The organism is Sphingobium sp. FG125, from assembly GCF_057809795.1.
This window is the reverse complement of the sequence record NZ_JBMDKQ010000013.1, coordinates 1-15,222: the sequence shown is the minus strand read 5'-3', so window position 1 is coordinate 15,222 and position 15,222 is coordinate 1. Positions and strand designations below refer to the sequence as shown.

9 protein-coding genes are annotated in these 15,222 nt (G+C 57.3%); all 9 read left to right on the top strand.

The window, feature by feature from the left end; translation table 11 throughout:
• The first annotated feature begins 79 nt into the window (after positions 1-79).
• The 9 genes from ACODSR_RS13390 to ACODSR_RS13350 all read left to right on the top strand — a co-directional run bounded on the left by ACODSR_RS13390 (position 80) and on the right by ACODSR_RS13350 (position 15,173).
• The gene (locus ACODSR_RS13390) at positions 80-700 is read left to right on the top strand and encodes a DUF1819 family protein (RefSeq protein WP_489056259.1); all 621 of its coding nucleotides are present in this window, start codon (positions 80-82) and stop codon (positions 698-700) included.
• Between the two features lie 20 nt (positions 701-720).
• Entirely contained in the window at positions 721-1,311 is a 591-nt protein-coding gene (locus tag ACODSR_RS13385) for a DUF1788 domain-containing protein (RefSeq protein ID WP_489056258.1), read from the top strand.
• An 8-nt stretch (positions 1,312-1,319) separates the two neighbouring features.
• Positions 1,320-4,853, top strand: a complete 3,534-nt coding sequence (gene brxC, locus ACODSR_RS13380) for a BREX system P-loop protein BrxC (protein ID WP_489056257.1) — start codon at positions 1,320-1,322, stop codon at positions 4,851-4,853.
• On the top strand, positions 4,853-6,025 hold the full coding sequence (locus tag ACODSR_RS13375; RefSeq protein WP_489056256.1) for an AAA family ATPase: 1,173 nt from the start codon (positions 4,853-4,855) through the stop codon (positions 6,023-6,025). The genes brxC and ACODSR_RS13375 overlap by 1 nt, the downstream gene beginning before the upstream one ends.
• Positions 6,022-6,573: a hypothetical protein gene (locus tag ACODSR_RS13370; protein ID WP_489056255.1), complete on the top strand. Its 552-nt coding sequence runs from the start codon at positions 6,022-6,024 to the stop codon at positions 6,571-6,573. The genes ACODSR_RS13375 and ACODSR_RS13370 overlap by 4 nt, the downstream gene beginning before the upstream one ends.
• Positions 6,573-10,103, top strand: coding sequence for a BREX-1 system adenine-specific DNA-methyltransferase PglX (gene pglX / locus ACODSR_RS13365; RefSeq protein WP_489056254.1), 3,531 nt, complete (start codon positions 6,573-6,575; stop codon positions 10,101-10,103). The genes ACODSR_RS13370 and pglX overlap by 1 nt, the downstream gene beginning before the upstream one ends.
• Positions 10,104-10,105: 2 nt before the next feature.
• Positions 10,106-12,607: a BREX-1 system phosphatase PglZ type A gene (pglZ, locus tag ACODSR_RS13360; RefSeq protein ID WP_489056253.1), complete on the top strand. Its 2,502-nt coding sequence runs from the start codon at positions 10,106-10,108 to the stop codon at positions 12,605-12,607.
• A 10-nt stretch (positions 12,608-12,617) separates the two neighbouring features.
• Entirely contained in the window at positions 12,618-14,690 is a 2,073-nt protein-coding gene (brxL, locus tag ACODSR_RS13355) for a BREX system Lon protease-like protein BrxL (protein ID WP_489056252.1), read from the top strand.
• A 90-nt stretch (positions 14,691-14,780) separates the two neighbouring features.
• A complete protein-coding gene (locus ACODSR_RS13350) occupies positions 14,781-15,173 on the top strand; it encodes a hypothetical protein (protein ID WP_489077235.1) in 393 nt (130 codons plus the stop codon).
• The last annotated feature ends 49 nt before the right edge of the window (positions 15,174-15,222 follow it).

Genomic DNA, 15,222 nt, shown 5'->3' with positions numbered 1-15,222 from the left:
TTGGTATGCATGGGATTTTTCTCCTGTCAGCTGGATATCGTTTCTAGGGGCGCGGCTTTCCGCGTGGACGACCTGAGCCATGAGTAAACGTAAAGACGAGTCCTACCTCATGTCCTTTGGGACGGGCGGGCTGTATGTAAACGAGAGCGTCACGGTTGCGCGGCTTCACCGCCACGGAGACCACTGGGATGCCACGGCCGCCCGGGCTAGGGAGGCCGGCGCGTTCCAGGTGCGTAAGGCAAGCTCGGCCCAGCGTTCGATTCGTGAGATCGTCAACCGACTGAGATGGCTGTCTGACGCTGAACTCGGGGTGTTTGTCGAGGGTGAGCGAAGTGAACAGGCGGCGCTGCTATGGCTCGCCGCCTGCCGCGCGTACCGTTTCATCGGCGAGTTCGCGGTAGAGGTGCTGAATGAGCGCTTCCTCTCTCTCCGCACCGCCGTCACATACGACGACTTCGACACATTTTTGGCAGCTAAGGCGGAATGGTCTCCGAAGCTGGCGGCTCTTACAATCACTACCCGCGCCAAGCTCCGCGCCGTTCTTTTTCGCCTCATGCGAGAGGCGGAGATCCTGTCCCCAGATGATCGGATTCTTGGGTCAATACTGTCGCGCCGAGTCTTAGCTGTGATCCATAGCGGGGACCCTAACGAGCTTCGGTTTTTCCCGGGAGCCGAACGACAGATAGGGGGAGATCGATGATACCGCGAACCGGACGAGCTATGCCCGCAAAGGAGCGCTTCGATCATCTTTTGAAGGTGATTGCCAGCGAGCGCTTCTTGAAAAAGCAGGGGCTTGGCAATGAGGTGCCGTTCTTCATCTGCCCCTATCCGGCCGATGAAGCCGTCGCCATGGAGGGAATGCGGTCAAGCCTGATCAACCAGCTAGAGAGCCGAGGAGTCCGCGCTTTCGAGATCAACCTTTACGATCTAGGCGTCACGCTGCTGAGAGAGCGGGGCATCTGGGATGAGGTCCTCGCGGCTGAGCCGGACATCAGCAAGGCCGAGCTCAAGGAGCTGCTCCAAGGGGTGCTCGATCCGGAAGCGCACTTGGTGCCGGAAATTGGTGCGCGCTTGGCGCGGCAGGAATTCGATGTCCTGTTCCTGTCCGGGGTGGGCGAGGTCTACCCGTACATTCGGTCGCACAATGTGCTCAACAATCTTCAGAGCACCGCCAAGGAAAAACCGACGGTAATGTTCTTCCCGGGCACTTACACGCATGGCCTGGCCACAGGCGCGTCGCTCGACTTGTTCGGCACTCTGCACGACGACAAATACTACCGTGCATTCAATATAATGCACTACGAGATCTGAGGGGGAATATGACCAAACTTCGCGACATTTTCGAGAAGCCTGTCGATCGCGCGATCGAAGGGGTCATCAAGGCTGACGACGAGGCCAGCCTCAGGATCGAGCTCGAAGAATATGTGATCACCAACGAGATCGAACGCCAGCTCGAGAAGTTTCTCGACGCGTACAATAATTATGAGACGGCCAATGGGGCCTGGATTTCGGGCTTCTTCGGATCGGGCAAATCGCACTTGCTGAAGATGCTAGCGCTCCTTCTGGAGAATCGCGACGTTGGCGGGACGTCTGCCTACGAGCTCTTCAAGCAGAAATGCGCCGACAACGAGATTCTGGCCGCCGACCTTCGCAAGGCTGTCGCGATCCCTTCGCGGAGCATCCTTTTTAACATCGACCAGAAGGCCGATGTGATCTCGAAGGAGCAGATCGACGCTCTGCTTTCGGTGTTCCAGAAAGTCTTCGACGAAATGTGCGGCTATTACGGGAAGCAGCCGCACATCGCACAGTTTGAGCGCGATCTTGACAGCCGAGGCGTTCTCCAAAAATTCCAAGCTGCGTACCAGGCCGTCGCAGGAAAGCCCTGGGAGCGGGGGCGCGAACAGGCCCTGCTGGAAAATGCGAACGTCGCCAAGGCCTATGCGGTGGCGACGGGAGCCGATCCGTCATCGGCCCAGGGAATCCTGACCCAGTACCGACAGGATTTCCGGTCATCGATCGAGGACTTTGCCGACAAGGTGAAGTCCTATATTGAGGCGCAGCAGGCGGGATTCAGGCTGAATTTCTTCGTCGATGAGGTCGGCCAGTTTATCGCCGACAACGTCAAGCTGATGACGAACCTGCAGACCATTGCGGAGAGCTTGAACACGAAGTGCCGTGGCCGCGCGTGGATCATTGTGACTGCCCAGCAGGACATGGGTGCAGTCATTGGCGACATGACACAGCGACAGGAGAACGATTTCTCCAAGATCCAGGCGCGCTTCGCGAACCGGATGCCGCTCAACAGCGCGGACGTGGCGGAGGTAATACAAAAGCGCCTGCTGAAAAAAACGGAGGCCGGCATTCTGTCCCTAACGGATCTCTATCATCACGAAGCCAACAACCTGAAGACGTTATTCGACTTCTCGGATGGCTCGATGCGTCTCGAAAATTTCCGGGACCGCGATCACTTCATACATAGCTACCCATTCGTCCCCTACCAGTATCCTCTCTTCCAACAGGCGATTCAGAATCTCTCGCAGCACAACGCCTTCGAGGGCAAACATAGCTCTGTCGGTGAGCGGTCGATGCTAGGCGTGTTCCAGGAGGTTGCGGTCATGCTCGCTGACATTTCAGTCGGCGGCGTCGCTACTTTCGACCAGATGTTCGAAGGGATACGAACGGCCCTCAAATCCAACGTCCAGCAATCGATCCTGATCGCTGAGAAAAATCTTGGTGACGAGTTCGCCACACGCGTTCTCAAGGCATTGTTCCTCGTCAAATACGTGAAGGGTTTTAAACCGACCGCGCGAAATATTTCGATCTTGATGCTCGGCCGGTTTGACGCGGATCTGGCCAAGCACAAGCGGCATGTTGAGGAAGCACTCAGCCTGCTTGAGCAGAACACCTATATTCAGCGCAACGGTGACCTCTTCGAATTCTTGACTGACGAGGAAAAGGATATCGAACAGGAAATCAAGGCGATCGAAGTCGATACTGCCGAGATCGCCAAGGAGCTCGAAAGCCTAATTTTCGATGGGGTCATCAAAAGCCGGAAGCTCCGACACGATGCCTCGTCACAGGACTATAGCTTCGCCCGCTATTTGGACGATCGACTGTTGGGCCGCGACTATGAGCTGGCCATAAACGTCGTCACACCGTTCCACGAGCAGAGCGGAAACGCCGAAGCGATTGCGATGCGCACCATGTCGCGCGACGAGCTGGCCGTTGTACTCAACGCCGATGTCCGCTTCGTCAGCGATCTGATGATGTTCAAGCGAACCGACAAATATGTGCGCCAGGCCCGCGCGGTGGCACAACAGCCAACCATAGAGCGGATCGTCCGCGAAAAGGGCGAGCAGAATAGCAGCCGCCAACGCGATTTGACGCTGCGAGCTCAAGGGCTTTTGGCGGACGCACGGCTATTCGTGCGTGGCGAGGAGATCGAGGTTCGGTCGGAGGATCCGCAAGCAAGGATCGAACGCGCATTCCAGACTCTCGTCAACAAGGTGAACGTCAATCTCGGCATGTTGCGTGGCATCGCCTATTCCGAGAACGATATTGCCAAGGCCCTGACGCATGGCAACGACGGCATGTTCGGCGGCGATGACACCAATCTGACGGAGGCCGAGCAAGAGATCCTGAATTATGCCCAGGCCAATGCTCGCACTGGCATTCGCACGACTATCAAGGCCATTCTCGAACGGTTCGAGCGCAAGCCCTACGGCTGGTCCTATGCCGCGATCCTGTCCACGACGGCTAGCCTGATCGGGCGCGGCAAGATCGAAGCGCGTCAGGATGGAAGCCCTCTGGAAGGCGAGCCGCTGCAACGCGGGCTTCAGAATTCCCACGCGCATGGCAACATCGTGGTGGAGCTACAGGTGGAATTCACCGCTGCGCAGACGCGCAAGCTAAAGGAGTTTTTTGGAGAGTTTTTCGACTCGCAGCCGGCCGGATCGGAAGGCAAGGCGCTGGGTCTCGAAGCGGCCGAGGCGTTCGCCGCGCTCAAGACTGAACTTGCGGTGCTGGAAGCGCAGTCGTCGCGCTATCCGTTTCTCGCCTCCCTGACCAAGGTGCAGGAGGCGGTGCGCGAAGTCACCGGCAAACCCTATGCATGGTACGTGCAGGACCTCGGTCGCCACGAGGAGCGCCTGCTCGATCTCAAGGAGGGCGTCCTTGATCCGGTTCGCCGCTTCATGGGCGGGTCGCAGAAAGCGATCTACGACGAAGCGCGCACCTACCTTGCTGATCAGGGCGCCAATTTCGGTTATGGCGGCGATGATCGAGCCGGTGCTATCCGAGCCGTTCTGGATGATCCAATCTGCTTCACGGGTAGTGCCATTCAGCAGATGAAGGGCTCCCTTGACGCCCTAAAGGTTGAGGTTGATGCCCGAATCATCGCTGAGCGCAGGGCGGCGCTCTCTGAAATTGAAGCGTTGAGGGAAAAGCTCCGGCCGCTTCCGGAATATTCGACCTTGGCTGAACCTGTGCGCCGAGAAATCGAGGCCGTTTTTGCGGGCATTCTTGAGACAATCCAGAGCAGCAGCCTTATCGCTGTGATCCGCGAGCGTGTGACGGGCTTTAAGTCGACGGTCTTCCCGGCGCTCCTGGGCCGCGTCACCACGCCGCCGCCACGGCCCACTGGTCCCGCCAGCAGCGAGGATAAGCAGGGGCGCGCGCCCGACAATCAAAGCCCACCCGCGCCGCCGCCTACTCAATACGTGGCAGCCACCGGGCTGCGGGTCGCGTACCCCAAGCCCTTCCTTGCTGATGAGCAGGACGTGGATGCGTATCTCCACACGTTGCGAGATACGCTTGTTGCAGAAATCCGCGCAGGCAAGCGGGTGACCGTCTGATGATTACCGGCGTCAAGATCGAGAACTTTACGGCGTTCGGGGATCTAGAGATCACGCTTTCTCCGCGAGTGAACGTCATCATAGGTTCCAACGGGACGGGCAAAACGCACCTGTTGAAGGCGATCTATGGCCTGGCGCTGACGGGCCTGCCGGCATCCGCCGATAGTTCCGCCAAGGAGGTAGCGGCCGACATATCAAGGAAGCTGCTGCGGCTCTTCTCTCCCGAGGAAAACAGGATAGGGGTCCTGCGAGCTAGCGGCGCAAATGAGCCTAGTCGGCTCAGCTTGGTGGGTAGTAATGGAACCCGAGTAGAAATCTCGTTCGGCAGCCGCTCCCAGGCCGTGCGGATCAGGTTGGACACCGGCGGCACGGGCCATGAACTGCAGCCCGTGTTCATTCCGACGAAGGAGGTGCTGTCTCTCATTCGTGGGATGCGCCACCCGGATCATGATCGTGCGACTGTCGAGATGATCTTCGACGACGGCTATATCGACATCGCGGAACTTCTCGTCCGTCCAGGTTTCGAAGACGAAGCCTCAAGCCTCGACGAGGACCCGAGGCTATCGAGTGTTGTCCGCGAATTGGTCGACCTCGTCGGCGGGCGGTATCGCTGGACCAGCGAAGGCGCTTTCCGTTTCGAGCCTGGCCGATACGAAGAGAAGGCCGATCCGGCACGGTCGAAGTCGAAGTCAGCGCAGGCTTACCAGGACTCGACTGTCACCCGCTTCGTGCCGAGAGGCGAGCAATCGCTATCAAGCGGCATGACCGCAGAGGGATACAGGAAAATCGGCGTGCTGCATCGACTGCTCTGCAACGGGTCGATCAGCCCCGGCGCTACTGGCGTTCTTCTTTGGGATGAACCGGAGGCAAACCTCAATCCGAAGCTGATGAAGAAGCTCGTGCAGGTTCTGCTGGAGTTGTCCCGCAACGGTCAGCAGATCGTCCTCGCTACGCACGACTACGTACTTCTAAAATGGCTGGACCTGCTGATCGACAAGGGAAAGGACGACCATGTCCGGTTTCACGCCCTCTATCGCGATCCAGTCTCTCAGAAGTTAGCGGTGGAGAGTGCCGACAGCTACTCGCTGATCTCAAAATCGGCGATCTCGGACACCTTTGCGGAGCTGTTCGATGAAGATATGGCGCGGGCTCTCGGCGGTGCCAAACCATGAAGGCTTACAAGGCTGAGGCGAATGCCGACTTGGAGTTCTTGTTCCCAGATGAGCTCGTTTGGGAGGAGTTGGACCGTCAGGGCGTTAAGTTACCGATACAAATGAAATTCGTCGATCTCGTTATCGAGAGAGACGAGGACGTTCTTTTGGTTGAGATCAAGGATCCATCCAACAAAAGGGCACCTGCTGAGGAGCGGCAGGCTTATTTCAAGCGGCTATCGGACAATTCGATCTTGACGCAGGAGCTGACGCCCAAGGCGCGCGGTTCATACACGTTTCTTCATCTGATGGAGCGCGATACAAAACCGTTGAAGTATATCGTGCTGCTAGGCCTCGACGCCTTCGATGGTGCGCAACAAAAGGCGCTTCTTACTGGTTTCAAGGATCGGCTGCTTGCCGACATTCGGTGCGAGACAGATAGGCCCTGGCGACGCCACCACATCGCGGATTGCGTCGTGCTTTCCGTAGACATCTGGAACAAGACCTTCGCCGACTGGCCCGTGACTCGGGTTCCTGCTGCGGCCGCAAATGAAGAGGCAGCCGCCTGATGGATACCTCTAAGCTCAAGAAGTTCGCACAGTTCGCGCGCCGTACCTTAATCGGTCAGGTGAGCGCCAAGCTGGACTCCGTGCTCGCTCCTGGCGCCGCGGCGCGCCGTGAGCATCCGGAGGCGATGAACAAGCTCGACGCGGCCATAGCGCGGGATGGCAAGGTGCAGGTGATCGAGCGGGTGGCCTATATTTGGTTCAACCGCTTTACGGCCTTGCGCTACATGGACGTCAACGACCTTAATCCCGTTCGCGTCATCTCGCCCTTGTCGGCCCAATTTCAGCCGGAAATTCTGGCTGAGGCCAAGGCCGGGAACATCGACGAAGACCGCATCCCCGAGAAGGTTCGCGCTCAGGCCCGTGCCCTGTTGGATGGACGAGCGCCCAGCTCTGATGCACAAGCCGAAGCCTATCGGCTGCTGCTCGTTGCGATCTGCAATGATTGGCATCGAGTCATGCCGTTCCTCTTTGAGCGGATCGACGACTACACCGAACTGCTGCTCCCCGAAGATCTCCTGTCTAACGCTTCCATCCTCGCCTATTTGCGCGAGGCGATGACACCGGACGTCTGCGAGGATGTCGAGGTCATCGGATGGCTCTATCAATTTTACATCTCCGAGAAGAAGGACGAGGTCTTCGCGGGGCTGAAGAAGAACGTGAAGATCACGGCCGAGAACATCCCGGCGGCCACCCAGCTATTCACCCCGCACTGGATTGTCCGCTACCTCGTCGAGAATTCGCTCGGTCGGCTTTGGATGCTGAATCGGCCTGCCTCCAGGCTGAAGGAGCGAATGGACTATTACATAGCGCCGGAGCAACCGGAGACAGACTTCCTGCGCATGTCGCGTCCGGAGGATATCAAAGTCTGCGACCCAGCGTGCGGGTCCGGACATATGCTGACTTACGCTTTCGACCTCCTCCACGCGATTTATGAGGAAGAGGGATATAACCCGCCCGAGATTCCGGCGCTGATCCTGAAGCACAACCTAACCGGGCTGGAGATCGATGATCGCGCGGGTGCTTTGGCAGCCTTCGCGCTGGCGATGAAGGCGGCAGCAAAACTCGGGCGGCGGCGGTTCCTGCGGATGGAGGTGAAACCCGAGATCGTCGTGTTGCAGAACGTGAGCTTTACGCTGACTGAGATGCGGGAAGTGGCTGCCGTGGTGGGGCACGACCTGTTTTCAGGCGAGCTGCGAGACACGTTGCTGCAATTCGAGGAGGCCAAAAACTTCGGCTCGCTGATCGTGCCGAAGCTGCCCGATCCGGCCGAGACGCTGCGTGTGGTCGAGGCGCGAGACTTCGCCGAGGATTTGCTCCTGAATGAGGTCCGCACTCGTGTTGCAGCCGCACTGCGCATGGCCGAGACGCTGACAGCTAAATACCACGTGGTAGTTGCCAATCCGCCATATGCAGGCACATCTGGATTGAATCCAATCCTGCAGGACTTTGCTAAACATAGCTTCCCATCAAGTAAATCCGACCTCTATGCGATGTTCATGGAGCGTGGGTTGTACCTTTGTGCAAGCCATGGAATGTTGGCGATGATTAATATGCAATCATGGATGTTTCTTGGAACTTACCAGAAGCTTCGAGTTGGTATGTGGGATCAAGCAGCTATCTTGAGTATGCTTCACATAGGAGAGCGCGGGTTCGATACAATTGGCGGGTCTGTTGTTTCCACTACTGCATTCGTGCTGAAGCGCGCGGCAAAAAGCAACATGGTGGGGACATTTATCAGGCTCGTCGATGGAAGATCTGAAGCCGAGAAATCGGAAATGGTCCTCGAAGCGATCAAAGATCCGAGTAGCAGCTATCGATATCAGTCTGGAACAGCCAACTTTAAGGCCATTCCAGGTGAGCCTGTGGCTTACTGGTTAAGCGAGCGCTTTCAGAAGGTATTCGCTGAAGCAAAGAGCGTATCCGATTATGCCGATCCGCGTGCTGGTCTGCAAACTAGCGACAACAATCGCTTTCTTAGGTTCTGGCAGGAAGTGGCGGTGCGAAAGATCGCGTACGGCTGCTCGTCACGTGAGGCTGCGGCTGCGACTGGTGCAAAGTGGTTTCCTTGCACTAAGGGTGGCGGATTCAGAAAATGGTATGGATTTAATGAGTATCTCGTAAACTGGGAAAACGATGGTCAGGAATTGTTTGAGTTTGCGGCAGGCCTTTACGGATCCCCGACTCGTATAATCAAGAATGCTAGCCGATACTTCGAGAGTGGTCTCACTTGGTCTAGCATAGCTCCTGTCTTCTCGATGAGGTTTTGCCCTGAAGGATTCATATTTGAAACTAAGGGATCGATGTGTTTTCCACATCACAGCGATGATGGCTTACCCCTACTTGCTCTAATGAATTCGAAGATCGTTGAGGAAGCCTTGAGGGTATTCAGTCCGACACTCGATTTTCATGAGGGGCCACTTGGTAAAGTACCTGCAGTTTTTGAAGACTTTCGAGCAGATGCCACCAGCACGTCAGAACAGGCCATTGAATTAGCGAAAGCCGACTGGAACGCTTTTGAGTACTCTTGGGACTTCACCACGCACCCGCTCCTTTTTCAGGTTTACCGCTCCGTATCGCTGAAATCCACCTACGCCTCTCTCCGCGCTCACTGGCAAGGTATGACAGATGAGATGAAGCGGCTGGAGGAAGAGAATAACCGCGTCTTCATCGACGCCTATGGCCTGCTAGATGAGTTAACCCCCGAGGTGCCAATCGAGGAAATCACTCTCACCTGTAACCCCGCCTATCGTTATGGCGTGAAGGGCTCCGAGGACGACCGCGAAACCCGCCTGCGCGCCGACACAATGGCCGAGTTCGTCTCGTATGCTGTGGGCTGCATGTTCGGCCGTTACAGCGTCGACGCGCCCGGCCTGGTGCTCGCTAGTCAAGGGGAGACGCTGGCTGACTATCTGGTCCGCGTGCCGGATCCATCCTTCATGCCGGATGAGGACAACGTCATCCCAGTGCTCGACGGTGAATGGTTCGCGGATGACGTCACCAACCGCTTCCGCCGGTTTCTTCGTGCTACTTTCGGCGAAGAGCGTTTCCAGGAAAACCTTGCCTTCGTCGAGGAGGCGCTGGGCAAGGATATCCGTAGGTATTTCACGCGCGACTTTTTCAATGATCATGTAAAGCGGTACAAGAAGCGGCCCATATACTGGTTGTTCTCCAGCCCTAAAGGCACGTTCAATGCGCTGATTTATATGCATCGCTACCGTCCAGACACGGTAAGCGTTTTGCTGAACGATTACCTGCGGGAGTTCCGGTCCAAGCTAGAGGCGCACCGGAGAGGGCAGGAGTCGCTGAGTATCAGCGGCGACGCGTCCCCGGCGCAGCGAACAAAGGCGCTGAAAGAGATCGAAGCGACCGGCAAGCAAATCGAGGAACTCGATGCGTGGGAGCGCGATGTTCTGTTCCCCTTGGCCACACAAAAGATCGAGATCGATCTCGATGATGGTGTGAAGTCCAACTATCCGAAGTTCGGTGCAGCATTGAAGCCCATTAAGGGCCTGAATGACGCCGACGACTGACCATGTTGGATCGTATCACCAAGAGCCTTGAAGGCCATTTCGACAAGCACCGGATCGTGTTTTGGTACGACCCCGCGCGCGAGTTCCGCGCTGCATTCGATGGCTTGGCACTTAGCCGTGTGACGAAAATCGAGCTCGTCAACACCGAGTTCGCTGTGAAGCACCGAATACTACGGCAATTCCCGAAGGACCAGTTTCTGCTCTACTGGGAGGGGCCGCGGCCAGGCGACATCGACAATTGGCTGCTCGACGTCGAGCTGGCGAATGTTGTGTTCAAGACCGATCAGGTGGCCATCTGGTTAAGCGATCTCGGCTTGCCGATTGGCTTCGAGGATCTAGTGCGCGAGCATCAGGAGTTTTTCCGTTCTAGCCGCCGAATGGAAAAATTGAAGACTGTGATCCGCGGGGATGACACAAAACCCGCCCTGCGCTTGAAGATGCTGGCCATCTGCACGGGCGCTGAAGGGGGCTTTGACACCGTTGTTGAAGGACTTCTGGCGGAGCTTGCGGAGGGTCGCGAGGATAGCCTCCGGGTGATTGGCCGCATCGGATTGGACGCCTTCCTCTGGGAACAGATGGCGCGGATCTTCGGTTATCGCGCCGAGCGGCCCAGCATCGGCGACTTCGCGATCGCCCTATTCAAATCCTGTTACCAGAGCGCCGTTGGCGGGGAGCCGATCCTGACCCCCGACGCCCTGGTGTTTTTCCGACGGTGGAAAAACAACCGCAATGCTGGCGAGGTCTTCGCCAAGCTGGCGGCCGACTATGCCGATGCCTTGGGTATCGCCGAGGATCTGGCCAAGCGGGATTTCCGCACGTTGATCGAGATCGACTATTTCGAGGAGGTCGATCGAGCGATTATCCGTGCGCTAGTTCATGAGGTCAGCGCCCAGACGGTCGCCCAGGCTGACGTTCTAAGCTGGGTTCGTCAGCGGCGGCAAAGCCATTGGTACGGGGCCTATCGCGATCTCTATGAGGCGATCGGTTTTGCTGCTGAATTCCAGCAGGCGATGGCGCAGGTAGCGCTTGGCATGACCAGCCTGGCTGAGGGCGTGCAACGATACGCGAAGAGCTGGTTCAGGATCGACCAGCTCTACCGGAAATTCATCTGGCACATGCAAAAGTCTGGACAAGCGACCCTGATGCGCGAGCTCTCGGAGCAGGTCGAGAACCATTACGTGAACAGCTATCTACTGCGCCTCAACGAGGCGTGGCAGACCCATGTGGACGTGGCGGAAACCTGGTCGGCCGAGCCTATCCCGGCACAGCGGGGCTTCTATCGCGAGCATGTTGGTGAGTTTCGGCGTCGTGATCAGAAGATTTGCGTCATCATCTCTGACGCACTCCGCTACGAAGTTGCCGAGGAGCTCCTCGGGCGTATTCGGAGCCTTGACCGCTACGAGGCGGTTATCGAGCCAGTGTTTGGCAGCCTGCCGAGCTACACCCAACTCGGCATGGCTTCGCTCCTGCCCAACGGCGACTTGCAGATCGCCGATAACGACACCGCCACCGTCCTGGTAGACGGCCAGAGCTCACAGGGCCTGGAAAACCGCAAGAAGATCCTGGCGGAAGGTCGCACAGGCGACAGGGCCACTGCCTTGAAAGCCGAGGAGCTTATGGGGCTGGACAAGGATCAGGCGCGGGCGCTCGTCCGAGACCACGATGTCATCTACATCTATCACAACCTGATCGACGCGATCGGCGACAAGCAGGTTTCGGAGGAGCGAGTCTTCGAGGCAGTGGAGGACACGATCGAGGAGATAGTGCGGCTGGTAAAAAAGCTCAACGGCGCCAACGCCGCCAACATGATCGTCACCGCCGACCACGGCTTCATTTATCAGCACCGGCCGATCGAGGAGAGCGACTTCTCCTCCGCTCAGGTGGAGGGCGACACGATCCTGTACCGGGATCGCCGGTTCATCCTCGGGCATGGATTGAAGGCCAACCATGGCCTGCGGCGCTTTACGCCAGAGCAGGCCAATCTTCAGGGTTCCGTGGAAGTGCTGATCCCGAAATCGATCAACCGGTTGCGCAGGCAGGGCTCGGGGAGCCGGTTCGTCCATGGCGGTGCGACGCTGCAGGAGATCGTCGTTCCCGTGGTCAAAATCAACAAGAAGCGTCAGAGCGACATTTCGGCGGTCGAGGTAGAAATCATTGGCAGCTCGAACCAGATGATCACCTCGAGCCAGATATCGGTGCGCTTCTATCAGGCGACTGCGGTTACTGAGAAAACCCAGTCGCGCCAGCTGCGGGCCGGGATCTACGCCCAATCGGGCGAGCTGATTTCCGATCGCCATGACTTGGTCTTCGACTTCCGCTCCGACAATCCCCGCGAGCGCGAAATTCCGGTCCGCTTCCTTCTGTCGCGCCAAGCCGACGCGTTCAATGATCAAGAGGTGATCCTGAAGCTCGAAGAGCGGCATGGCGAGACATCTCATTTTCGAGATTATCGCACGGCTCGATACCGACTGAAGCGCAGCTTCTCGAACGATTTCGACTTCTAAGGGGCGAGCGATGACCGCACTCGACAACAAGATCAACGAACGGTTTCCCGGCTTGGTGGTCCGCAAGGATCTGGTGAAGACCGTCAAGGGCAACGCCATCGTTCCTTCCTACGTGCTGGAATATCTGCTTGGGCAATATTGTGCCACGAGCGACGAAGCGTCGATCCAGTCGGGCATCGAGACGGTGAAGGAGATCCTGCGCAAACATTATGTCCACCGCAACGAGGCGGGCCTAATTCGCTCCAACATCCGCGAAAAGGGTCGTTGGAAGGTAATCGACCGGGTCAGCGTCGATCTAAACACCGACAAGGACGCCTATGAGGCGAGCTTCGCCAATCTTGGCATCAAGCACGTCATCATCGATTCCACTACAGTTAAAGCGCACCCCAAGCTGCTGGTGAGCGGCGTCTGGTGCATTGCCGACGTTGAATATGAGCATAGCGACGACAAGAACGTAGAGCCCTGGATCCTGGGCACCATCAAACCAATCCAACTCTCGCGCTTCGATCACGACGCCTATCTCGCCGCACGCGGGGGCTTCACCACCGAGGAGTGGATCGACCTCCTGTTCCAAACGGTCGGCTTCGATCCGGCGATGTTCGGCAGGCGCAGCAAGCTTCTCCAGCTTATGCGGCTAATCCCGTTCGTAGAGCGCAACTATAATCTGATCGAGCTCGGCCCCAAGGGAACGGGGAAGTCACATATCTTCTCCGAATTCTCGCCGCACGGCATCCTGATATCAGGTGGCGAGGTAACGGTACCTAAGCTGTTCGTGAACAACAGCTCGGGCAAGATCGGGCTCGTCGGTTATTGGGATACAGTCGCGTTCGACGAATTCGCAGGTCGCCAGAAGAAGGTCGATAAGGCGCTCGTCGATATCATGAAAAATTACATGGCGAACAAAACCTTTTCACGCGGCGTGGAGACGCTGGGCGCCGAGGCGTCGATGGTGTTCGTCGGTAACACCCGCCACACCGTGCCCTACATGCTCAAGCACAGCGATCTCTTTGAGGAGCTACCCGAAAAATATTACGACTCCGCGTTCATTGATCGCCTCCACGCGTATGTGCCAGGCTGGGAGATCGACGTGATCCGCGGCGAAATGTTCTCGTCCGGCTATGGCTTCGTGGTCGATTACCTCGCGGAAATCCTGCGCCACATGCGCAACGACGATTTCGCCAATCGCTATCAAGAGTTGTTCACGCTCTCGTCCGACATCTCGACCCGAGACCGAGATGGCGTGAACAAGAGTTTTTCGGGGCTGATGAAGCTACTGTTCCCGGCCGGCGGCGCGACCGAGGTCGAGACCGAGGAGATGCTGCGCCTGGCGATGGAGGGTCGCAAGCGCGTCAAGGACCAGCTCTACCGGATCGACAGCACCTATCCGGAGACAGCGTTCTCCTTCACCGCACGTGATGGCCGCTTGATTGAGGTGACAACGCTGGAAGAGACCGAGTACCCGGCACATTATCACAAACGTGCCGTCGGCGATGACCTAGGCGAAGAAGCCGATGCCACCGTCGTCTCTACGGCGGAGGCAATACCATCTTCAGCGCCCGCCGCTCCTGCCCCAACCATTGTTGGTCCCCGCGAAGGCCACCGTATCCTGGCGGAGAATCAGAAGGGTGTTACGTTCGGCGATCTTTTCTGGCCATGGTTGAACGGTGCGACCCGGATTGTGCTCACCGATCCGTATATCCGGATGTTCCATCAGATTCGGAATCTGATGGAACTCGTCGAAGCAATCGCTCAGCGGAAGCCCGCTGAAGATGAAGTCCAGCTACATCTGATCACCTGCCCGGACACACTCTATCCCGACAAACAACAGGCAAATCTCGTTGCGGTCGAGCAAGCTGCGGCGATTGCGGGCATTCGCTTTGATTGGGAATTTGATGGCACCGGCACCATCCATGCGCGCCATATAGTCAGCGATTCCGGCTGGAAAATCAGTCTCGATCGCGGCCTTGATATCTTCCAGAAATTTGAGATGGGGGATGCCTTTAATATCGCAAACAGGCTTCAAGCCTACAGGCCCGTCAAGTCGTTCGAGGTGACTTATTTGAAGCTAGGCGCGGGACAATAATATAATACCGCGCATCCAGGCTGAAATGCTGCTGGCATCCGATTAACGTAGCCCGCTCTGAATTGGCCAAGTTCCGGCAGATAGGTTTTTATGATCCAGATATTAGTAGAATGGACGCCGTCGCATCATCCTGGTGACGGTCTTGGCACAATCGAAAGTCACCTGGCGGCAGGACTGGATGAAGGACCCTTATTGGTTGTTGGGTGTGATCTTGGGCGGCGGCCCAGGGGCAGAGGTGATGCCCTGATCTTCGCAGACGTGAACAATTACCTGTCGCATCTCGCAATGTATGACGGCGAGCTAGCCGATGAACGATGGGTAGGGCTTGTGCGGGCATCGCGTGCGGATCAGGCTACCGCTATTGCAGCCCTTTTTCAGATCAAAGAACGGGTCACGCCAGCGAAAACATCAAAATTAACAATACGACCCGCCGGGCGCGAGCCACGGAAGGTCTTCGATTACGCCGTGCTGACCGGTCTGTAGCGCGACGATTACGGTGTCCGGTCGGCGTCAATTTTGATGGCCGATAGGT

What these genes read in the sequence shown, in the direction of transcription:
- ACODSR_RS13390 (WP_489056259.1), top strand. Translation starts at nt 80, where the DNA reads ATGAGTAAACGTAAAGACGAGTCCTACCTCATGTCCTTTGGGACGGGC.
- ACODSR_RS13385 (WP_489056258.1), top strand. Translation starts at nt 721, where the DNA reads ATGCCCGCAAAGGAGCGCTTCGATCATCTTTTGAAGGTGATTGCCAGC.
- brxC (WP_489056257.1), top strand. Translation starts at nt 1,320, where the DNA reads ATGACCAAACTTCGCGACATTTTCGAGAAGCCTGTCGATCGCGCGATC.
- ACODSR_RS13375 (WP_489056256.1), top strand. Translation starts at nt 4,853, where the DNA reads ATGATTACCGGCGTCAAGATCGAGAACTTTACGGCGTTCGGGGATCTA.
- ACODSR_RS13370 (WP_489056255.1), top strand. Translation starts at nt 6,022, where the DNA reads ATGAAGGCTTACAAGGCTGAGGCGAATGCCGACTTGGAGTTCTTGTTC.
- pglX (WP_489056254.1), top strand. Translation starts at nt 6,573, where the DNA reads ATGGATACCTCTAAGCTCAAGAAGTTCGCACAGTTCGCGCGCCGTACC.
- pglZ (WP_489056253.1), top strand. Translation starts at nt 10,106, where the DNA reads ATGTTGGATCGTATCACCAAGAGCCTTGAAGGCCATTTCGACAAGCAC.
- brxL (WP_489056252.1), top strand. Translation starts at nt 12,618, where the DNA reads ATGACCGCACTCGACAACAAGATCAACGAACGGTTTCCCGGCTTGGTG.
- ACODSR_RS13350 (WP_489077235.1), top strand. Translation starts at nt 14,781, where the DNA reads ATGATCCAGATATTAGTAGAATGGACGCCGTCGCATCATCCTGGTGAC.